The sequence below is a fragment of the Brachybacterium vulturis genome, assembly GCF_002407185.1.
GTDB lineage: Bacteria > Actinomycetota > Actinomycetes > Actinomycetales > Dermabacteraceae > Brachybacterium > Brachybacterium vulturis.
In genome coordinates, this window is the sequence record NZ_CP023563.1 from 2,288,929 (window position 1) to 2,309,466 (window position 20,538).

The 20,538-nt window shown below is 71.7% G+C and carries 20 protein-coding genes; 9 read left to right on the forward strand and 11 right to left on the reverse strand.

Going from position 1 to position 20,538, the window contains the following annotated elements; all coding sequences use genetic code 11:
- Positions 1-3 precede the first annotated feature (3 nt).
- From CFK38_RS10255 to CFK38_RS10290, 8 genes are all read right to left on the reverse strand, one after another.
- On the reverse strand, positions 4-933 hold the full coding sequence (locus CFK38_RS10255; RefSeq protein ID WP_096802982.1) for a type II secretion system F family protein: 930 nt from the start codon (positions 931-933) through the stop codon (positions 4-6).
- On the reverse strand, positions 930-2,375 hold the full coding sequence (locus CFK38_RS10260) for a TadA family conjugal transfer-associated ATPase (protein ID WP_096804310.1): 1,446 nt from the start codon (positions 2,373-2,375) through the stop codon (positions 930-932). Before CFK38_RS10260 ends, CFK38_RS10255 begins: the two co-directional genes overlap by 4 nt.
- 182 nt (positions 2,376-2,557) lie before the next feature.
- A complete protein-coding gene (locus CFK38_RS10265; protein ID WP_096802983.1) occupies positions 2,558-3,748 on the reverse strand; it encodes a CpaE/TadZ family protein in 1,191 nt (396 codons plus the stop codon).
- Positions 3,745-4,536 carry an RcpC/CpaB family pilus assembly protein gene (locus CFK38_RS10270; RefSeq protein WP_096802984.1) on the reverse strand — a complete coding sequence of 264 codons (792 nt, stop codon included), beginning with the start codon at positions 4,534-4,536 and terminating at the stop codon, positions 3,745-3,747. Before CFK38_RS10270 ends, CFK38_RS10265 begins: the two co-directional genes overlap by 4 nt.
- Positions 4,533-5,516: a pilus assembly protein TadG-related protein gene (locus CFK38_RS10275; protein ID WP_096802985.1), complete on the reverse strand. Its 984-nt coding sequence runs from the start codon at positions 5,514-5,516 to the stop codon at positions 4,533-4,535. Before CFK38_RS10275 ends, CFK38_RS10270 begins: the two co-directional genes overlap by 4 nt.
- The gene (locus tag CFK38_RS10280; RefSeq protein ID WP_096802986.1) at positions 5,513-5,902 is read right to left on the reverse strand and encodes a TadE/TadG family type IV pilus assembly protein; all 390 of its coding nucleotides are present in this window, start codon (positions 5,900-5,902) and stop codon (positions 5,513-5,515) included. The genes CFK38_RS10275 and CFK38_RS10280 overlap by 4 nt, the downstream gene beginning before the upstream one ends.
- Before the next feature lie 131 nt (positions 5,903-6,033).
- Complete coding sequence (locus tag CFK38_RS10285) at positions 6,034-6,258, reverse strand: Flp family type IVb pilin (protein WP_096802987.1); 225 nt, start codon at positions 6,256-6,258, stop codon at positions 6,034-6,036.
- 603 nt (positions 6,259-6,861) lie between these two features.
- Positions 6,862-7,404, reverse strand: coding sequence for an NADPH-dependent FMN reductase (locus tag CFK38_RS10290; RefSeq protein WP_096802988.1), 543 nt, complete (start codon positions 7,402-7,404; stop codon positions 6,862-6,864).
- Positions 7,405-7,479: 75 nt separating this feature from the next.
- Between CFK38_RS10290 and CFK38_RS10295 the strand changes: the two genes are divergently transcribed.
- The 6 genes from CFK38_RS10295 (at position 7,480) to leuA (ending at position 13,737) form a co-directional block, all read left to right on the forward strand.
- On the forward strand, positions 7,480-7,854 hold the full coding sequence (locus CFK38_RS10295; RefSeq protein WP_096802989.1) for a histidine triad nucleotide-binding protein: 375 nt from the start codon (positions 7,480-7,482) through the stop codon (positions 7,852-7,854).
- Entirely contained in the window at positions 7,851-8,903 is a 1,053-nt protein-coding gene (locus CFK38_RS10300) for a PhoH family protein (RefSeq protein WP_096802990.1), read from the forward strand. The genes CFK38_RS10295 and CFK38_RS10300 overlap by 4 nt, the downstream gene beginning before the upstream one ends.
- Positions 8,900-9,361, forward strand: coding sequence for an rRNA maturation RNase YbeY (gene ybeY / locus CFK38_RS10305; protein ID WP_096802991.1), 462 nt, complete (start codon positions 8,900-8,902; stop codon positions 9,359-9,361). Before CFK38_RS10300 ends, ybeY begins: the two co-directional genes overlap by 4 nt.
- Before the next feature lie 45 nt (positions 9,362-9,406).
- Complete coding sequence (locus tag CFK38_RS10310; RefSeq protein WP_096802992.1) at positions 9,407-10,741, forward strand: hemolysin family protein; 1,335 nt, start codon at positions 9,407-9,409, stop codon at positions 10,739-10,741.
- Positions 10,731-11,729 carry a GTPase Era gene (gene era / locus CFK38_RS10315; RefSeq protein ID WP_245850983.1) on the forward strand — a complete coding sequence of 333 codons (999 nt, stop codon included), beginning with the start codon at positions 10,731-10,733 and terminating at the stop codon, positions 11,727-11,729. Before CFK38_RS10310 ends, era begins: the two co-directional genes overlap by 11 nt.
- A 184-nt stretch (positions 11,730-11,913) precedes the next feature.
- On the forward strand, positions 11,914-13,737 hold the full coding sequence (gene leuA, locus CFK38_RS10320; protein ID WP_096802993.1) for a 2-isopropylmalate synthase: 1,824 nt from the start codon (positions 11,914-11,916) through the stop codon (positions 13,735-13,737).
- Between the two features lie 33 nt (positions 13,738-13,770).
- Here leuA and CFK38_RS10325 read toward each other — a convergent pair whose 3' ends face one another.
- Positions 13,771-14,835: an EamA family transporter gene (locus tag CFK38_RS10325; protein WP_157773441.1), complete on the reverse strand. Its 1,065-nt coding sequence runs from the start codon at positions 14,833-14,835 to the stop codon at positions 13,771-13,773.
- Between the two features lie 91 nt (positions 14,836-14,926).
- Between CFK38_RS10325 and CFK38_RS10330 the strand changes: the two genes are divergently transcribed.
- Both CFK38_RS10330 and CFK38_RS17785 read left to right on the forward strand, forming a co-directional pair.
- Positions 14,927-15,853, forward strand: a complete 927-nt coding sequence (locus CFK38_RS10330; RefSeq protein WP_096804313.1) for a LysR family transcriptional regulator — start codon at positions 14,927-14,929, stop codon at positions 15,851-15,853.
- A gap of 86 nt (positions 15,854-15,939) precedes the next feature.
- A complete protein-coding gene (locus CFK38_RS17785; RefSeq protein ID WP_275542275.1) occupies positions 15,940-18,252 on the forward strand; it encodes a M28 family peptidase in 2,313 nt (770 codons plus the stop codon).
- A 28-nt stretch (positions 18,253-18,280) separates the two neighbouring features.
- Here the strand turns inward: CFK38_RS17785 and thpR are convergent, their stop codons facing one another.
- Together thpR and CFK38_RS10345 are read right to left on the reverse strand one after the other, a co-directional pair.
- Positions 18,281-18,871, reverse strand: coding sequence for an RNA 2',3'-cyclic phosphodiesterase (gene thpR, locus CFK38_RS10340; RefSeq protein WP_096802994.1), 591 nt, complete (start codon positions 18,869-18,871; stop codon positions 18,281-18,283).
- Positions 18,871-19,587 carry an EcsC family protein gene (locus CFK38_RS10345; RefSeq protein WP_096802995.1) on the reverse strand — a complete coding sequence of 239 codons (717 nt, stop codon included), beginning with the start codon at positions 19,585-19,587 and terminating at the stop codon, positions 18,871-18,873. The genes thpR and CFK38_RS10345 overlap by 1 nt, the downstream gene beginning before the upstream one ends.
- 211 nt (positions 19,588-19,798) lie before the next feature.
- On the opposite strand from CFK38_RS10345, the gene recO reads away from it, so the two are divergent.
- Entirely contained in the window at positions 19,799-20,533 is a 735-nt protein-coding gene (gene recO / locus CFK38_RS10350; RefSeq protein ID WP_096802996.1) for a DNA repair protein RecO, read from the forward strand.
- Positions 20,534-20,538 lie beyond the last annotated feature (5 nt).

Consider the following 20,538-nt stretch of genomic DNA (forward strand, 5'->3'; position numbering starts at 1 on the left):
GGCTCAGAACACCACGCGCACGGTGCTGCGCATCACGAGACCGCCGACGATCAGCATCACCGTGCTCACGCCGAGGAGGATCCAGCCCAGGGGATTCTCGATGAAGGGGCGCAGGTAGTCGGGATTGGTGAGCATCAGGAACCCGCCGACGCCGAAGGGCAGCGCCATCAGGATGACGGCGGAGAGCTTGCCCTCGGCGGCGAGCGCCTCGACCTGGCGACGGATCTGGCCGCGCTCGCGGATGGTGTCGCCCACGCCGTCGAGGACGTCGGCGAGGTTGCCGCCCACCTCGCGGTTGATGGCGATGGCCTGGGCCACCCACTCGAAGTCCTGGCACTGCATCCGGGCGGCCGTCTCCGACAGGGCGGTGCCGACGTCGCGGCCCACCCGGGTCTCGTTGAGGATGCGGGCGTACTCCTCACGGGTGGGGGAGTCCGATTCCTCGGTGACCGAGGCGATCGAGGTGAGCATGCTGTGCCCGGCGCGCAGCCCGCTGGCCATCTGCTGCAGGGTCTCCTCGAGCTGGTCGGCGAAGGCCTTGCGGCGGCGCCCGGCGAGGACTCCCAGCATCACCCAGGCGAGGACCGGCACCACCACGGCGACCAGCAGCGCCAGCAGCGGCCCGGCGGCCACCAGGGCGGCTCCGCCGAGCACGATCATGGCGATGATCACCAGGAACACGAAGTCCTGAGAGCGCATCGCGAGCCCGGCCTCCTCCATCATCGTCATCCCGGTGCGCTGCCCGCGGCGGCGCAGCACGGCGGCGATCACTGCGGTGAGCGCGTTCGCCGCGCGGGAGAGCAGGCTCTCCTGCGGGACGTCCGCAGGCCGGCGCCGGGACGCCGAGAGGCGGGGCGGGCCGGGCGCCAGCAGGGCGAAGCCCGCCAGACCCAGGGCGATGGCCAGCAGCACCGCGGCGACGAGGGCGCTCATCGGCGCCCCGCCCGCTCGGCGGGAGTGGCGAACACGCTGGGCGGCAGGTCGATGCCGAGGTCCTTGAAGCGCTCGACGAAGCGCGGCCGCACCCCGGTGGAGACGGAGCTGCCCAGGAACCGGCCGGAGGGATCCACGCCCGCAGAGTAGTCGAAGACGAAGGCGTCCTGCAGGGTGACGGTCTGGCCCTCCATGCCCTGCACCTCGGTGACCGCGGTGATGCGGCGGGTGCCGTCGCGCAGTCGGGTCAGCTGGACCACCACGTCCACGGCGGAGGCGATCTGCTCACGGATGGCGCGCAGCGGCAGGTCCAGCCCGGACATCAGCACCAGGGTCTCGAGCCGTGCGATCGCGTCACGAGGGGAGTTCGCGTGCACGGTGGACAGCGAGCCGTCGTGCCCGGTGTTCATCGCCTGCAGCATGTCGAGGGTCTCGCCGCCGCGGACCTCGCCGACCACCACCCGATCCGGGCGCATGCGCAGCGAGTTGCGCACCAGGTCGCGGATGGTGACCTCGCCCTTGCCCTCCATGTTCGGCGGGCGGGACTCCAGCCGCACCACGTGGTCCTGCTGCAGCTGCAGCTCGACCGCGTCCTCGATGGTGATGATCCGCTCGTCGGTGGGGATGAAGGAGCTCAGCACGTTCAGCAGGGTGGTCTTGCCGGTGCCGGTTCCGCCGGAGACGATGATGTTCAGCCGGGCCCGCACGCAGGCGTGCAGCAGCTGCGCCATCTCCGGGCTCAGGGTGCCGAAGCCGAGGAGGTCGGTGACGGTCAGGGGGTCGCGGGAGAACTTGCGGATCGTCAGCGAGGAGCCGTTGAAGGCCAGCGGCGGGATCACCGCGTTGACGCGGGAGCCGTCGGCCAGGCGCGCATCGACCAGCGGGGAGGACTCGTCGATGCGACGACCCACCCGGGAGACGATCCGCTCGATGACGCGGCGCAGATGCTCCTCGGAGGTGAAGATGGTGCCGCTGAGAGTGAGCTTGCCGCCGCGCTCCACGTAGACCATGTCCGGTCCGTTGACCATGATCTCGGTGACGTCCGGATCAGACAGCAGCAGCTCGAGCGGCCCGTAGCCGAGGACGTCGTCGAGCACGGCGTGCATGAGGCGCTTGCGCTGCTCACCGCTCAGCGGCACCGCGAGGTCCTCGACCACCGCGTTCAGCTCGCGCCGCACCAGATCGTGCAGCTGGTCCTCGCTGAGGGTGGGGTCGGTCATCCGGGAGCCCATGCGGTCGAACAGGTTCTGGGTGGCGCGGGACTTCAGGCGCAGCAGCGGGTCGGGCGCGCCGATGGCCTGGCCCCGCGGAGTCTCTGGGCTCGAGTCGGCCACGGGTGCGGCCGGCGCGGTGGCCTGCGCTGCGGTGGCGGCCGAGGACTGCTCGGACGCGGCCGACGCACCGGGCGTCGCTGCGGGTGCCGAGGGGGCGGGGGCCGCCATGCCGTCGGCCGCCTCCGGCGCCGGGTGCGGTGCCGGGGCGTCCTGCGCGGCGGACGGGGCAGGACGCTGCGGAGCCGACGGGGTCGCAGGCTGCGCAGCGCCCTCGGCCGTGGGGTCGGGCGAGTCGTCCGGGTGCCGCGGGGCCTCGCCGCGAGCGGCGCGCAGACGGTCGGAGAGCTTCATCAACGGGGCCTCCCGGTGCGGGTCGGAGCGGGCACGAAGCGCCGTACCAGCTGCTGCAGCGCCTTGGCGGCCGGGTCGCTGGAGCGCCCCAGCAGCAGGGGAGCACCCTGGTTCATCGCCGCGATCATGCCCCAGCTGCGGGGGATCTCGACGTGGACCTCGTGCTCCAGGGTGGATTCCACGTCGGAGCGGGTCAGCCCGGTGCGGCGGTGGGCGTCGTTGTGGACCACGTGCCGGGTCGAGCTCATCAGGTCCAGCGCCACCAGCGTCTGCATCCCGGTGCGCAGCGCGCGCAGGCCGGGCACATCGGACGGGGCGACGAACACCAGGTCGTGACTCTTCTCGACCGCCGCGAGGGTGTGCTCGGTGAGCCCGGCGGCGGTATCGACCACGACGTAGCGGAACTCGCCGGCGAGCACGGTGAGCAGCTGGCCGATGTCCTCGGCGCGCACGGCGTCGGCCGCCTCGGGGGCGCTCGCCCCGGGCAGCACGTACAGGCCCGAGGAATGCTTGGTGAGGAACGTCTTCAGCAGCATGCTGTCCAGGGTGCCCCGCCCGCTGATGGCGTCGGGCAGCCCGTACTCGGGGGCGAGGTCCAGGGTCAGGGCGACGTCCCCGAACTGGAGGTCGAGATCCACCAGCACGGTCGGCATCGCGGTGGTGCGCACCAGTCCCAGGGCGAGATTGGTGGCGATGCTGGTGCGCCCGGCCCCGCCCTTGGGTGACAGGACGCTGATCACCTGTCCGTGCCGGTCCGCGGGGGCGGCGGGCTGCGGCGCGGCCGCGGACTGGGGCAGGTGAGCGATGCGGCGCGCCCGGGCGGCGGCCCCCGCTCGGTCGAAGACGATGCGCACCCGGTCCGCGGTGACCTCGAGCGGCAGGATGTCCCGCACGCCGACGCGCAGGGCCGCGAGCCCCAGCTCGACGGCACGGTCGCTGAACAGCACGGTGGTGATGCCGGGGAACCAGTGGTCGATGCTGGCCGAGAGCGCGAGCGCCGGCTCGATGCCGACGGTGGTGGTGTCCACGACCACGACGTCGGGCAGGCCGGTGGCCGCGACGAACGCGAACAGCTGGTTCGCGTCGGTCGCCAACGGACCCGGAGGCAGCGCGAGGTGCCCGCCGCCGGTCGCCTCTCGCACGAGGGACTCCACCAGCGGGGAGGCCGGGGCCAGCAGGACGCGGGTCATCCGTCGTTCCTCTCATCCGGTGCGAAGTCCTCGGGGGAGACGACGGCGGTCGGGCCGTCCGGCACGGCCTCGCCCTCTCGGGTCAGCCAGATGGTGCCGAACTCGGCGGCGTAGACCAGCTCCTCGACGTCTTCGGTGTCCAGGGCGAGGGAGACCAGCAGCGAGTTCTCGGGCACCGGGTCCGATGCGGGTGCCTCCGGGGCGTCGGTGGTCGGCTCCGCCTCGGGATCGGTCTCAGCCTCCGGGTCCTCCGCCGGCGCCGGGACGGGCATCGGGGCACCCTGCACGCTGGTGACCAGGACCTGGTGGAGATCGAGGCGGGTAGTGGAGTCGTCGAAGGAGAGCACCACGCCGACGGTCTCCCCGGGAGTGATGCGGCCGCCGAGCGCCCGATGGCCCTCGAGGGGGATCGTCACCTCGTGCTTGTCCTCGGGCAGGGTGGGGACCGGGGCGTCATCGAGCGCCTCGGGCGCGACGAAGCGCTCGGCGAGCAGCTGCTCACCGGGCTGCAGGGTGGTGGCGGTGACCAGGTCCTGCACCTCGGTGAGATCGGTGAGGTGGCCGGGGACGGCGGCGCTGCCCGGGATGGTCGTGCGGACGACGAGCTGGCTGACGTCCGCGGCGGCGGTGCCCTCGGCGATCGGCTCCTCGCCGACGACGAGCACCTCCACCGGATCCAGCGTCGCGACGGCACGCTCGTCCGCGGTGCGGACGATGCCGAGCACCAGGCCGCCGCCGATCAGGGCGAGGACGAGGGCGGCCACGAGGGCGAGCAGTCGGCGGCTCATGGGGTGTCCTCCTCGGGACCGGAGACCAGGCGCACCACGACGGTGCCCAGGTTCGGAGCATCGGGGTCATAGGCGACGGAGCCGTCGTAGGCGATGTAGTCGACCAGATGACCCTGGATCTTGTCCCCGCCGTTGCAGGCCATGTTCCAGCAGGTGTGCTTGTTGTCGAAGGCGTAGCCGGTGACCCGGAACGCGGCGAAGCCGTAGATCTTGTACTCGCCGTTGCTGCCGGTGCCGCGGGTCTCCACGAAGACGGGCAGCAGGATCGTGCGACCCTGGATCGCGGCGAAGTCGTCGGCGCCGCACTCCTTGGGCTTGCTGCTGCCGGGGTCCGAGCCGACGGCGTCGCCCTCGTCCTCGTAGATCGTCGCGTCGAGGGTGCAGCTGGCGGCATCGGGATCCAACCAGCCGAACCCGCCGGAGAGTGCGGTGCCGTCTTGATCCACGCACCCCTCGCTGCCGTGCTTGGGCAGCGCGAGGGTGTAGGTGGTGGTGTCCGACGGCGTGCCCTGGTCGGTGGCGTTCATGAAATCGCACCAGGAGAAGATCAGCGGCAGATCCAGCGTGCCGCCGGAGGGAGCGCCCCAGCGTGCGGTCGCGGAGGCGCCGACGACGGACTCGTCGATCCCGATGATCGGGGCGAAGAAGTGCTGGCTCGGGCTCGAGGCGCGCACCGTCACCGTGCCGGAGCTCGCATCCGGGATCGCGGCGAGCGAGAGGGTGTCATCATCGCCGCCGTAGGTGCGGTTGGCGCCGACGAAGCTCTCGGCGGTGGCGGCGGCGTCCCCGCAGTCGCCGTGGGCGCAGTCCTGGGCGATGGCGAGCGCGGCGGCGTCGGCCCCGGTCTGGAGCTGCTGGCGCTCGAGCTGCATCGCGGCGATATCGATGACCACGGCGGCGACCAGCAGGATCACCACCATGAAGAGCGCGACGATGGCGGAGGAGGCTCCACGCTCTTCGCGCAGGCGGGAGTTGATCATCCGAAGCACCGCATGGTCCCCTTCCCGGTGAGGGTGATGTCCGGGCCGAGCATGCCGGCGAGGAACTCGAACTGGTAGGTCACCACGACCTGGGCCGTGGGGATGGTGCCGGCGGACGCGTCCTGGCAGGAGACCGGACTGACCGAGATGTCCCCGGGAGCGAGGTGCACGGGGGAGGCGCTGGCGACGGTGACCGCGGTCGCGGCCGCCGGATCGTCCTCGAGGGCCATCACGCGCACGCCGTCGCGCGCGGCGGCGGAGAGCATCGACTGGACGTGGTACGCCCGGCCGAACTCGACGATGCCCACGAGCAGCAGGATCAGGATCGGGGCGAGGAGGGCGAACTCGACGGCCTCGGCACCGCGATCGGAGCGGAGTCTGCGCATGGGGGTCCCTCGGGAGGTGCGGTGGTCTGATGAGTGGGTGATGCACTGGGGCCCGAACAGCGCAGGGCGGCGCCGAGGATGGCGCCGCCCTGCGGAGTGACCAGGGGAAGCGTGGCCGGTGCGGGGTGTTGTCAGCTTGCAGCACCCTTGCCGGACGGGTCCGTGAGCGCAGTGGTGAGCTTGCCGAAGAGGGCTTCGAGCTGAGTGCCGAGCAGCGCGACAGCAACGATGATCACGACGGCGATCAGGCCGACGAGCAGGCCGTACTCGACGGCGGTGGCGCCGCGCTCGGAGCGGGCCTCGATGCGGTCGGAGGCGAGGGCGACAAGGGTGCTGAGGAAAGCGGCAGCGCGCATGGTGAACTCCTGAGAGGAATGGGGGTGGGGGTGTTGGATTCGACCGGTGCGGCCGTCCTGAGGACAAGAGTGCCTCCAAGTCGTGGCGCCCGCAAGAGGACGTCTGCCCGCTCCGCGTCACACCGCCCATGCAGGTCACAGCGATATAACTGGAAAATAGACGGATGACAATAAGGGGCGCGCACCCCGTCGAAGATTGCCGGCGTGAGCGTTTCGTGATCCCGGGCGCGAATGCTCTTCGCGCATTCACTGAAATGTGATTCTTTGTCTGCGCCCAACCGGACGAAAAGGACATCAGGAACAAATCACCGAACGGCGGCGCTCGGTTAGGCACACGTGCGCCCGCGTCAGCAGGCGTGTCCGCACTCTGGACACGCTCTGCGCTGAGTCGCCGAGCGGAGGGCCGCCGTCTCGTGGGTTTCTGTTCTCGGGCAATACCCAGAAATGATTCAGATTTCAGGTAGCGGGCGCGGAAGATAGCGGAGGATGCTCGCACTGGTGCCCTCAGGGATGCATCGACACCTCGCACAGTGACGAAGGGCACATGAAGGCCCCGTCGAGACCAGGGGTCTCGACGGGGCCGGAAGCGATGTCTCTGTGGGCTCAGCCGACGCTGACAGGCACCTCGGACGTGATCGCGGTGAGCCGCTCGCGCAGCGCGACGGTCTTCTCCTCGGCGACGAAGAGCTCACCCTCGACGGAGAGGTCCTCGCCGAAGCCCAGGCCGATCGCGCCGATCACGTCGGCGCCGAGGCGGGTCATGAGGGTCTCCAGCTGCGGCAGCACCTCACCGGCGGAGGCCCAGCCGTAGCCGACCAGGAGGGTGGGCAGCTCGTTCCACTCCTCGTAGAGGTAGTCGAGTGCGGTCTTGAGGTGGCCCGGGTAGGAGCCGTTGTACTGCGGGGTGAGGATCACCAGTGCGTCGAGGGCGGCGATCCGCTCACCCCAGGTGCGGGCGTGGTCGGTCTCCTTGGGCAGGCCGGCCTTCGGGCTGCTCGTGCCGTCGAACGCGGGCAGCGCGATCTCGCGCAGGTCGATGAGATCCACGTCGACGCCGGCGGGGACGAGATCGTGGACCCAGCCGGAGACCTTCTCTCCGACGCGGTTGGGGCGGGCACTGGCGAGGATGATTCCAAGTTTTGTCATAGTGATTAAAACTTCTCATACCTTCCTGAGGTTCCCAAGCCGGGGTGGTGTTCCTCGCTCCCGTAGACTCCCTGCATGGGAAACAGCGTCACCGAACCCGCCGCACCGCGCCACGATCCGGACTGCCTCTTCTGCAGGATCATCGCCGGGGAGATCCCCTCCGAGCGCGTCCACGAGGATGATCGGGTCATCGCCTTCAAGGACCTGCATCCGCAGGCGCCGGTGCACGTGCTCGTCGTCCCCCGCGCGCACCGCCGCGATGTGACCGAGCTCGCCGAGGACCCCGAGCTGCTGGCCCACACCGCACAGGTCGCCGCCGACGTGGCGGCCGAGCAGGCCGATGGCGAGTTCCGCCTGATCTTCAACACCGGCGCGAGCGCGGGACAGTCCGTGTTCCATGTGCACGCGCATGTCCTGGCGGGCGGGAAGCTCGCAGAAGGAGCACTGTGACCGACGCCCTCACCCCGGCCCCCGGCCGGCCACCGGAGGTCGGCGAGTCCACGCTCGTGATCCCCGAGCACCTCAGCCCCTTCCAGGTGCTCGGGGAGAACGATCAGGCTCTCGCCGCCCTCGAGGACGCGGTCCCCGACACCGATGTCCACGTGCGCGGGCACCAGGTGACCCTGCGCGGCACCGAGGATGCGCTGCGCCGCAGCGAGCACATCGTGCGCTCCCTGATCGAACTGGCGAGCACGGGCCAGGCCGTCACGGTCGAGGCCGTGCAGCGCGCCGCGAACCTCTACGGGGATGACCGCGCGAACGGGAGGAAGCTCGAGCAGGTGCTCTCGCGCACCATCCTGTCCTCCCGGGGCCGCACCATCCGCCCCAAGACGATGGGCCAGAAGAGCTACATCGAGGCGATCGAGTCCTCGACCATCACCTTCGGGATCGGCCCGGCCGGCACCGGCAAGACCTACCTCGCCGTCGCGATGGCGGTGCAGAAGCTGCTGAGCAAGCAGGTCAACCGCATCATCCTCACCCGCCCCGCGGTCGAGGCGGGAGAGCGGCTGGGCTTCCTGCCCGGCGGGCTCAACGAGAAGATCGACCCCTACCTGCGGCCGCTCTACGACGCGCTGCACGACATGCTCGACCCGGAGTCGATCCCGCGCCTGATGGCCGCCGGCACCATCGAGGTCGCGCCGCTGGCCTACATGCGCGGCCGCACCCTGAACGACGCCTTCATCATCCTCGACGAGGCGCAGAACACCACCCCCGAGCAGATGAAGATGTTCCTGACCCGTCTCGGCTTCAACTCCACCATGGTGGTCACCGGCGACGTCACCCAGGTCGACCTGCCCGGTGCCCAGCAGAGCGGCCTGCGGATCGTCGAGCAGGTGCTCTCCGGCATCGACGACATCTCCTTCTGCCGTCTCTCCTCCCGCGACGTGGTGCGCCACAGCCTGGTCAGCGACATCGTCGAGGCCTACGGCCGCTGGGAGATCCGCCCGGGGGGCAGCCGAGACTCCCGCCACCGCCCGACCAAGGGGAACCGCTCATGACCATCGAGATCCGCAACGAGACCACCGCGGTCGTCGACGAGAAGGAGTTCGTCGAGCTCTCGCGCTTCGTCTTCGAGGCGATGCACCTGCACCCGGCCACCGAGATGTCGATCCTGTTCGTCGACGAGGAGGCGATGGAGAAGCTGCACGTGCAGTGGCTGGACCTGCCCGGCCCCACCGACGTGATGAGCTTCCCGATGGACGAGCTGATCCCCGGCACCGCGCAGCAGCCCGCACCCGAGGGCCTGCTGGGCGATGTGGTGCTGTGCCCGGCGGTCGCCACCACGCAGGCCGCCGAGGCCGGTCACAGCGCCGTCGAGGAGATGCTGCTGCTGACCGTCCACTCCATCCTCCACCTGCTGGGCTACGACCACATGGAGGAGGACGAGCGCACCGAGATGTTCGATCTCCAGCGCACGCTGCTGCTCACCTTCCTCGCCTCGCGGACCGCTCGCTGACCGCCCGCTCATGACTCTTCCGCAACGCACCCCCCGGACGGCGCCGTGCTGACACCCGCCCTGCTCGTCCTGATCCCGCTGATCGTGCTCTCCGGGGTGGTGGCCGCCGTGCTCACGGCGGTCGATGCCGCGCAGCTGTCCGTCTCCCGCGGCGTGCTGGACAAGGCGCTGTCCACCCGGCCCGAGTCCGTGCGTGCGCGGGTGCTGGCGCACCAGGAGGACACCGCCCGCACCCTGGCCTCGGTGTCGCTGGGCCGGATGCTCGCGGAGACCGTGATGGTCGCCGCGGTGGCCGGGGTGACCGTGGCCGTCCGCGATCACCTGGGCCATTCGGGCCTGGTGCTGCCGGGGATCGCGACCGTCGTGGTCGCCGGGCTGCTGGTGCTGATCGTGCTCGCCATCTCGCCGCGGACCATCGGCCGCAGCCGTCCCGAGTCGGTGCTGATCTCCAACCGGTGGCTGGTCACCCTGGTGCGGGGCCTGCTGTGGGTGCCCGCCGGGGCGCTGACCAGTGTGGGTGCCTCGCTCGAGGCCCGCTCGGGAGGGCCGGAGAAGCCCGAGGACGGTGCCGAGAAGGCCCGCAAGAACGTCGACCGCGCGCTCGAGGACGAGCACGTGCGCGACGGCGAGCGGGACATGATCCAGGGCGTCTTCGACCTCCGCGGCACCATGGTGCGCGAGCTGATGGTGCCGAGGCCGGACATGCTCACCCTCTCCGCGGAGGCGAGCGCCGAGACGGCGATGCAGCTGTTCGTCCGCTCCGGCTACTCGCGCATCCCCGTGATCGGGGACAACGTCGATGACCTGTGCGGCATCCTCTACGTCAAGGACGTGATGCAGGCGATCCACTCCCCGTGGGACCCGCAACCGCAGCGCCCGGTGCACGAGATCATGCGCCCGGCACGCTTCGCGCCCGAGTTCGTCGCGGCGGACGCCGTGCTCACGCAGATGCAGACCAGCCACGTGCACATCACCGTGCTGGTGGACGAGTACGGGGGAGTGGCCGGCATCGTCACCATCGAGGACATCCTCGAGGAGATCGTCGGCAACATCGCCGACGAGCACGACCGCCAGGAGCCGGAGATCCAGGCCCTCGGCCAGGGCCGCTACCGGGTGCCCGCCCGGGCCGGACTCTCCGAGGTCGGCGACCTGTTCGATCTCGAGCTCGACGACGACGACATCGACAGCGTCGGCGGGCTGCTGGCCAAGACGACCGGGCGGGTGCCGATCCCCGGCACCCAGGTGATCGTCCTCGGCCTCGAGCTCGAGGCCGAGAAGAGTGCCGGCCGGCGCAAACGCCTGTCCACCGTGCTGGTGCGCAGGGCCCCGCAGGACGACGAGCAGCCGGGCGATGCCCAGGAGGACGACGATGACCGCTGAGCAGCAGCACGACGAGCAGGACCAGGAGCGACGGACGGAGGACGACGGGGGTGCGGGTGCCCACCGCTCCGGCTTCGTGGCCCTGGTGGGCCGGCCGAACGTCGGCAAGTCCACCCTCACCAATGCCCTGGTGGGGGAGAAGGTCGCGATCACCTCCACCAAGCCCCAGACCACCCGCCGCGCGATCCGCGGCATCGTCACCCGTGACGACGCCCAGATCATCCTGGTGGACACCCCCGGCGTGCACCGCCCCCGCACCCTGCTCGGCGAACGGCTCAACGACCTGGTGCGCGAGACCCTCGGTGAGGTCGACGTGGTGGGCTTCTGCCTGCCCGCCGACCAGAAGATCGGCCCGGGCGACCGCTTCATCGCCGAGGATCTGGTGGAGCTGCGCAGCGGCCGCCGCGGCCCGAAGGTGGTCGCCGTCGTCACCAAGACCGATCTGGTGGGCCGCGACGTGCTGGCCGCGCACCTGATGGCGGTGGACCAGCTGATGGGCTTCGACGAGATCGTCCCGATCTCCGCGAAGAAGGGCGACCAGGTCGACGTGCTGCTGGCCGTGATCTCCGCCCAGCTGCCCGAGGGCCCGCAGCTCTACCCCGACGATCAGCTCACCGAGGAGTCGCGCGACGACCGCATCTCGGAGCTGATCCGCGAGGCCGCCCTGGAGGGCGTGCGCGACGAGCTGCCGCACTCCATCGCGGTGGTCGTCGAGGAGGTCGTCGAGGTGGATCCCGACGGCGATGCGTTCACCCCGGTCGAGCCCGGCACCGGGCGTCTCGTGGTGCGGGCGAGCCTGTTCGTCGAGCGCGACAGCCAGAAGGGCATCATCATCGGCAAGGGCGGCTCCCGGCTGCGGGAGGTCGGCGCCGGCGCCCGCGCCGAGATCAACCACCTGCTGGGCCGGAAGGTGCACCTGGACCTGCGGATCAAGGTCGCCAAGGACTGGCAGCGCGATCCCAAGCAGCTGGGCCGGCTGGGATTCTGACCGGCCCCGCAGACGATGTTCGTATCGTGAGCAGGGCCGAACCGGCTCGCGCGCGGTGCTACCGTGACGCACATGCCTGGATCGCTGCTCCTGCTTAGCCGCCGCGACGGGACCTGAACGCCGGGACCCCGCCGCGGCTGAAGTGTTGTCCGGCGACCGGTACTCCAGCGAGAAGGACCCCCAGATGACTGACTCCACGACCACCAGCACCACCGCGGTCGCCCCGGTGGCGGCGGACGGCGACCCCGCCGCGCCCGTCCTCGGCACCACCGGCGACGCACCGCAGCAGCCCTCGGGCATGCCGATCCACAAGTATCTGCCCTTCCACGAGCAGATCCAGGTCGAGCTCCCGGACCGCACCTGGCCCACCCGCCGCATCACCCGCGCCCCCCGCTGGTGCGCGGTGGACCTGCGCGATGGCAACCAGGCCCTCATCGACCCGATGAACGCCGAGCGCAAGCTGCGGATGTTCGAGCTGCTGGTGCAGATGGGGTACAAGGAGATCGAGGTCGGCTTCCCCTCCGCCTCCAAGACCGACTTCGACTTCGTGCGCACCCTCATCGAGGAGGACCGCATCCCCGAGGACGTCTCGATCCAGGTCCTCACCCAGTGCCGCGAGCACCTCATCGAACGCACCTACCAGTCGATCGCCGGGGCGAAGCGCGCCGTGGTGCACCTGTACAACTCCACCTCCGTCGTCCAGCGCGACGTCGTCTTCCGCGCCGACGAGGACACGGTGCTCGACATCGCCGTGCAGGGCGCGCTGCTGTGCAAGAAGTACGAGGAGACCGTCCCGGACACCCGGGTCACCTACCAGTACTCGCCGGAGTCCTACACGGGCACCGAGCTCGAGTACGCGCTGCGGGTGTGCAATGCCGTGATCGAGGTCGTGGGGCCCACGCCGGACGACAAGATGATCATCAACCTGCCGGCGACCGTCGAGATGGCGACCCCGAACGTGTATGCCGACTCGATCGAGTGGATGCACCGGCACCTGGATCGCCGCGACTCGCTGGTGCTCTCCCTGCATCCCCACAACGACCGCGGCACCGGCGTGGCGGCGGCGGAGCTCGGCTACCTGGCCGGCGCCGACCGCATCGAGGGCTGCCTGTTCGGCAACGGGGAGCGCACCGGCAACGTGGACCTGGTGACCCTGGGCCTGAACCTGTTCACCCAGGGCATCGACCCGCAGATCGACTTCTCGGACCTGGGCGAGGTGCGCCGCACCGTCGAGCACTGCAACCAGATGCCGGTGCCCGAGCGCAGCCCCTACGGCGGCGACCTCGTGTTCACCGCCTTCTCCGGCTCCCACCAGGACGCCATCAAGAAGGGCCTGGAGCGCATGGAGGTCGATGCCGCCACCCGAGGAGCGGACGTCGATTCTCTGGTCTGGCGGGTGCCCTACCTGCCCGTGGACCCCAAGGACCTGGGCCGCTCCTACGAAGCCGTCATCCGCGTGAATTCGCAGTCGGGCAAGGGCGGCATGGCCTACCTGCTGCGCACCGAGCACGGCCTGGAACTTCCGCGGCGCCTGCAGATCGAATTCTCCGGCATCGTGCAGGAGAGGACGGACGCCGACGGCGGCGAGGTGAGCCCCTCGACGCTGTGGGACGTCTTCACCGACGAGTACCTGCCCACCCGCGACGCATCGCAGCGCTGGGGCCACTACAGCTTCCGCGACGTGCGCCAGGAATCCACCGGCGACGGCTCGGACCGCATCACCGTCTCGCTGGTGGTCGACGGCGAGGTGCACGAGGTGACCGGCATCGGCAACGGCCCGCTGGACGGCTTCGTCAAGGCCCTCGCCGAGCGGAAGATCGACGTGCGCATCCTCGACTACGCCGAGCACGCGCTGGCCGAGGGCGACGACTCCCTGGCCGCCTCCTACGTCGAGTGCGAGATCGGTGACCGGATCTTCTGGGGCGTGGGCATCGACGGCTCGATCACCCGCGCGTCCCTCGAGGCGATCACCTCGGCGCTGAACCGCGAGCACCGCGCCCGGCACTGAGCCGCCGGCGCCTGGGGCGGCGCGGCGCGGCGTTCAGCCGCGCCGCTCCGTCTCCGGTGCGTCCTCGGACGCCCACAGCTCCTCCTCGGTGAGCGCCTGCATCTCGCCGGTGACCGTGGCATGGGTGGGTGTGGGCAGGTCCCACCCGGGGGCCTCGTCGACCGGCTGCGGCTCCTCGGGGGTGCTGCGGCGGGCGGTGAGGGTCACGCCGGTGCTCGCGGCCACCACCAGCACCGCTGCGGTGATGCGCAGCGCAGTGGCGTCCTGACCGATCAGCAGCACACCGGCGAGCAGGGCGACCACGGGCTCGAGGCTGAGCATGATGCCGAAGACGTGACGGGGCAGCTGCCGCAGCGCCGTGAGCTCGAGCGTGTACGGGAGCACCGAGGCGAGCAGCGCGGTGCCGGCGGCGAGGCCCAGCAGCCGCAGGTCCATGATCCCGGCGGCGGCGCCCGAGGCACCCAGCGGCAGCACCGCGAGCGCCCCGATCGCCATGGCGACGGCGAGCCCGTCCTGCCCGGCCACCAGCTGCCCCACCCGGGCGCTGGAGAGCACGTACAGGCCCCAGAACACGGCCGCCACCAGAGCGAAGACCACGCCGATCGCGTCCAGTGACGCCGCCCCGGTGAAGGACTCCACGCCGAACAGGCCCACACCGGCCAGGGCCAGCAGCACCCACAGCAGGTCGCTGCGGCGGGTGGAGAGCACCGCGGCGACGGTGAGCGGGCCGAGGAACTCGATCGCCACGGCCGTGCCCAGCGGGATCCGCTCGATCGAGGCATAGAACGCGCCGTTCATCGCGCCGATGGTGACGCCGAAGAGGATCACGGCGATCCACTGCTGGCGCGTGAATCGATGCAGCTTCGGGCGCACGATCACCAGCAGCACGATCGCGGCGATGCCGAGGCGCAGAGCGGTGGTGCCCCACGAGCCGATCTCCGGGAACAGCTGGGTGGCCAGCGCCGCCCCGAACTGCAGCGAGAAGCAGGAGCCGAGGATGAACAGGACCGGCGTCATCGGCACCCCGCGGGAGGGACCCGAGGGCGTCGGGGCGGCGGCGGTCGAGGACGTCGGGGCAGAGGGGGAGGAAGTCGTCACGGCTCCACTGTGCCCACTCCGATCCCGCCAGGTCCAGCGAATGTTCCCCACCTATACACTGAAGCAGAACTTCACGATAGTCGGGGGATCCATGCTGAACCTGCACCGTCTGTTCCTGCTGCACGAACTGCGCAGGCTGCAGACCATGACCGCCGTCGCCGGCGCCCACTCGATGTCCCCCTCCGCGGTCTCCCAGCAGCTCTCCCAACTGGAGCGGGAGACCAAGGTCACCCTCTTTTTGCAGGTGGGGCGACGGGTGGTGCTCACCGAGTCCGGTGTGCAGCTGGCGCGCCGCGCGGAGGAGATGCTGGGCCTGCTGGAGACGGCCGAGGCGGAGCTCGCCCGCGCCCAGGGGGAGGCGAGCGGGCTGCTGCGGGTGGCGTCCTTCCAGACCCCGATGATCGCCCTCGCCCCCGCGGCCGTCAGCGTGCTCGCCCAGCAGTATCCGGACCTCCATCTCGAGATGGCCCAGCAGGAGGTCGATGCCGCCTACGAGGGTCTGCTCGCCCACCGCTACGACGTGATCCTGGGGGAGGACTACCCGGGAGGTCAGCAGGTGGTGCGGCGCGGCACCGACCGGGAGGCGGTGCTGCGGGACCCCCTGCTGCTGGTGCTGCCGGACTCCGGCCCGTGGGCCGATGTCCACGGCCTCGCAGAACTCGCGGACGCCCCCTGGGCGCTGGACCCCTCCCCCTCCCGGACCGGGACCTGGTCGCGCACCTATCTGCGGGAGGCCGGGATCGAGCCGCGGGTCCGCTTCGACACGCCCGACCCGCTGCTGCAGGTGCACCTGGTCCGCACCGGGCATGCCGTGGCCTTCCTGCCGGGGCTGATCGCCTCGGAGCACCTCGGCGGCACGCGGGTGGTGCGCCTGCCCGGCGCTCCCCACCGGTCGCTCTACACCGCGGCCCGGGCCGGTGCGGCCGGGCATCCCTCGCTGCTCGCCTTCCGGACGGCACTGCTCGAGGCGGCCGGAGGGCTCACCGGGCTCGACGGCCTCGAGGCCCTCGGCTCCTGAGGCTCTGTCGGCGGCGAGACGACACGATCCGGCATCGTTGTCGGAAGGCGGGGGCTGCTGCGCCGCGCAGGGGATAGAAAGTCCCCATGACGACTTCGCCCGACGACGGTGCCTCCGGCAGGCGTGCTGCGACCGACGCGACCGTGATGAGCGGTGCCCCGAGCCACCGCGCCGCACCGGTCCACCTCGCCCCGGCGCCCCGCTGGCATGGAGGGCTCCTGCTGCTGGTGCTGCTCGCCGTGGTCGTGGCCGGGTTCGCGTTCCGCGGTCTGCCCGCACCCCGGGACGCCTCCGCCCCGCAGTCCGTCTTCAGCGCCGAGCGGGCCCAGCAGGCCGTCGCCCCGATCGTCGCCGAGCCGCGCCCCGTCGGCTCGAGCGAGAACGACCGGGCCCATGCGGAGCTCGCCGTCCAGCTGACCGCCCTCGGCTTCTCGACCGAGACCCAGGAGGGGATCGGCCGCGGCCTGCGCACGGGCGAGGGCGAGGCCTCCGCCGGGTACGTGCGGAACCTGATCGCCACCCGCCCGGGCAGCGACCCCACCGGCACCCTCGTGCTGGCCACCCACATCGACTCGGTGCCAGGCGCCCCCGGAGCGGCCGACGCCGGCGTGGGTCTCGCGGTGATCCTCGAGACCCTCCGTGCGCTCGGCCCCGAGGCGGTGCGCAACGACCTGGTGATCCTGCTGGTCGACGGTGAGGAGCGCGGACTGCTGGGCTCCGACGCGTACCTGGCCGGCCCCGGCCAGGAGCTCACCGCGCCGGTGGTGGTGCTGAACCACGAGGCCCGCGGCATCTCCGGCAGACCGCTGGTGACCCGGGCGAGCGGACCGATGCACGCTGTGATCGGTGCGGCCCCGAGCCCCGAGTTCGAGTCCTTCACCGACGCGCTGTTCGCGATCATCCCGAACTACACGGATTTCAGCTCCTACCGGGACGCGGGCTGGTGGGGGATGGACATGGCCATCATCGACGACTCCTGGGCGTACCACTCCGCGCAGGACGATGCCGCGCACCTCGACCCCGCCACCCTCCAGCACTACGGCGACCTCACCCTGGCGCTGTCCCGCGACCTCGGCGACCGGGACCTCACCGACCTCCGCCAGCGCGCCGACGAGCACCCGGTGCAGACCACCGCCCCCTGGGGCGTGGTGCAGGTGCCGCCACTGCTGGTCACCCTCCTGGGCGTGCTGGCACCGCTCGCGATCCTCGCCGCGCTGCTGGTGCGCCGCAGGCGCTGGGAGGCGTCCCTGCCCGGCGCCGCCCTGGGTGCCGTGCTGGGACTGCTGGTGCTCGTCGGCGGGGCGCTCGGCGCGTTCTTCCTGTGGTCGGCCACGGCCGAGGCCACCCCCGCGATGCTCTCCCGGTCCACCCATGAACCGGTGCGGGCAGAACCCTTCCTCATCGCCGAGCTGCTGGTCGCCGCGACCGCGGCGGTGGCCGGCTGGGTGCTCGCCCGGCTGCTGATCACACGGGCCTCCGCCCTGCTCGGCGGCGCTCTGAGCGTCACGGTCCTGCTGGCCGTGCTCGCGATCTCCTCGCCCACGCTCGGCAGCTCGATGATCCTGCCCGCCGCGATCGCGGCGCTCGGCGTGCTGCTCGCGACCGTGCTGCCGCCGCTGCCGGGCCTGGTGGTGCGGGTGCTCGCGCTGCTGCCGACGGCCTGGATGCTCGGCACCCAGCTGTCGGCGCTGGCCGAGTTCGGCATCGCCTCCGCGGCCGGGGGTCTGGCCGGCACGGCGCTGATCGGGCTCGGCGCCGCAGGGCCGCTGCTGCTCGCGGGCGCCCCCGCCCGTCACGGACGGGCGGTCGCTGCGGCAGAGGACCGGCCCGTGCGTCGGCCCCACCGCCTGCTGATCCCGGTGCTGCCCGCGGTCCTCGCCCTCGGCCTGGCCATCGGCGGCACCGCCTGGACCCTCGCCGCCCCGGAACCGACCCAGGAGCAGGTCATCGCGCAGGTGGACGGCATCACCGGGGCCACCACCTGGGAGGTCACCGGCACCACCGCCTGGGGGCGCGCCCTGGACGGCACCTCCGCGGACTCGGACGTCGCCGCGCCGACCGTCGAGGTGCAGGACACCGCCGACGGCGCCCTCGAGATCACGATCGATGCCCCGCGGGACGCCTCATCGCTCGCGCTGCAGGCCGACGGCGGGATGCTGAGGGACATCGCCGTCGACGGGGTCCCCGTGGCCTCAGGTGACGGCGTCCAGGAGCTGAGGGTCCACGGGGTCCGCGCCGGGCAGCGCGTGAGCATCACGGCGACCGCCGCCCCGGCGGCGCAGCTCACGCTGGTCGAGCGGAGCTATGACCCGACGCTCGCCGCCGGCTGGACCGCGCCGGGGGCGGACGTCTCCCTGGTCCAGCCGCGCATGGAGGTCAGCGTCCCCGTGCCCCGCTGAGCGGTGCTCGACCGTCCGTCGCCGCGCCTCACCCCAGCGGCACGGTGGCGAGCACCTCGTGGCGGGGCCCGCCGGAACGGCCCTGGCCGAGCACGGACTCGACCAGCTCGAGCTCGCTCGCCTCCCACGTCGGCCCCCGATACACCGACAGCGCCCGCACGGCGTCCGCCAGCAGCAGCTGGGTCGGATCCGGGGGCGGGGCCTCGCCACGACGCCGCCGGCGCGGCGCCCGGGGAGCGCGCGCGGAGACCCGGGCGACGGTGAGATGCGCGCGCCGACGCTCACGGCCCTCACCCTCCAGCAGGCTCTCGCCCATCAGCGCGGCCAGGGCCTCCGTGTCACCGGCCACCCCGATCCACAGCGCACGCGCGCTGAACACCCCCGCCCCGCTCAGCTCGAGCCGGAGCGGCCGATGATGGGCGGCGAGGATGGCGAGATGATCGACGGCGTCCGCGAGCGCTCCGCCGGGGAGGTCCGGCCGGAAGGCGAGGGTCAGGTGCCACTGAGCGGGGTCACCCCAGCGCAGCGCCCGGCCCGCGCCCGCGCGCACCTCCTCGAGCGCCGAGTCCAGATGCTCCAGCGCCGCCGGGGCGGGCCGCAGCGCGACGAAGACCCGCATCAGGACACCGGCGGGAAGCTCTTCTTCGCGGCGGCGGCGATCCGGTTCAGCTGGGACCGGTCGGAGAGCGCACCGATCACGGCACCCAGCCCCGGGATCGCCTTGCCGAACAGCCGGAAGGAGCGCAGACCGAAGCGGCGCAGCAGCCGCCCGCCGATGGCGCTGGCCACCTGCGACTGCGGGGAGGACGGCAGGCGCGTGGCGAGGCTGCGCGTCGCGACCCCGGCGATCGGGCCGAGGCCGACGTTCTTCAGCACGTCCCCGGACTCCTCCCCGAGCAGTGCCGCCAGCACTCGTACCCGGACCTCCTCGTCCTGCAGGTCGTAGCCGCGCACCGCCGCGATCGCCCCCACCATCCGGGTGGCCTGGACGTAGAACTCGACCACATTGGTGGGCAGCAGCAGCGGCAGGGTGACGAAACCGCCGAGCCCGGTGACGAAACCGCCCGCGGTCACTCCCCGGCGGTGCCGCCGCACGATGCGACGCACCGCGACCCGGGGACGACGGCGTCCGCGTCCGCGCTGCGCCCGCTGGGCGATGTCCGTGGCCGAGGCATAGGTGAGCTTCCCGTCCAGTCCGATGTCGCGGATCAGCGTCACCACCCGCTCCAGGGCTCCGCCCTGCGGCGACTCCCCGCCGCGGCGAGCCTCCTGCAGCGCCTCGCGCGCGGTGCTCCTGGCCGATTCGTCACGGCTCAGCATCGAGAAGATCCCCATGGCGGCTGCCCTCCTGTGGTGAGGCACCGCCCGAGCACGGTGCGACAGTTGATGTCGCCATCATGCCGTGCCGCGTGCTCGCGGGTGACCCTCCTGACCGTTCGGTGCGGCAGGAGAGCCGGGGAGCAGGCACTGGGGTGAGCCACCTCCCGGCCGACACCATGCCTGCATGCCCGGCGCCGACGGCCGCGGGCCGTAGGCTCTGACCACCATGCTCCAGAAGCTCTACCGTGACGATGCGATCGTGCTGCGCACCCACCCGCTGGGTGAGGCCGACCGCATCATCACGCTGCTCACGCGCCGCCACGGGAAGGTGCGCGCGGTCGCCAAGGGCGTGCGCCGCACCGGCAGCCGCTACGGGGCGCGCCTGGAACCCTTCACCCTGGTGGACCTCCAGCTGCACGCCGGGAAGTCCCTGCACACCGTCACCCAGGTGGAGACGATCGAGGCGTTCGCCGTGGGCATCAGTGCCGACTACGGCCGCTTCACGGCCGCCAGCGCCATGCTCGAGACCACCGACCGGCTCACCGACGAGATGGTCGACCCGAATCAGCGCGGCTTCCTGATGCTGGTCGGGGCACTGCGCGCGATGGGGGAGGGCCGGATCCCGCCGCCCCTGGTGCTGGACTCGTTCCTGATCCGCACCCTCGCCGTCTCCGGCTGGGCGCCGGAGCTGCGGGTCTGCGCCTCCTGCGGGGCCGCCGGCCCCCACCACGCGATCGACATCCGGGCGGGCGGTCTGGTGTGCACGCCGTGCCGCCGGCCCGGGGCGATCGCCGTGCGCCAGGCCGCGATCGAGCACATGATCTTCCTCCTCGCCGGGGACTGGGAGAATGTGCTCGGCGCCGAGGACGCGGTCCAGCATGAGGCGGGCCGTCTGATCACCGACACGATCACCTGGCACCTCGAGCGCTCGGTGCGCTCCCTGCACTACGTAGAACGCTGAGCGCC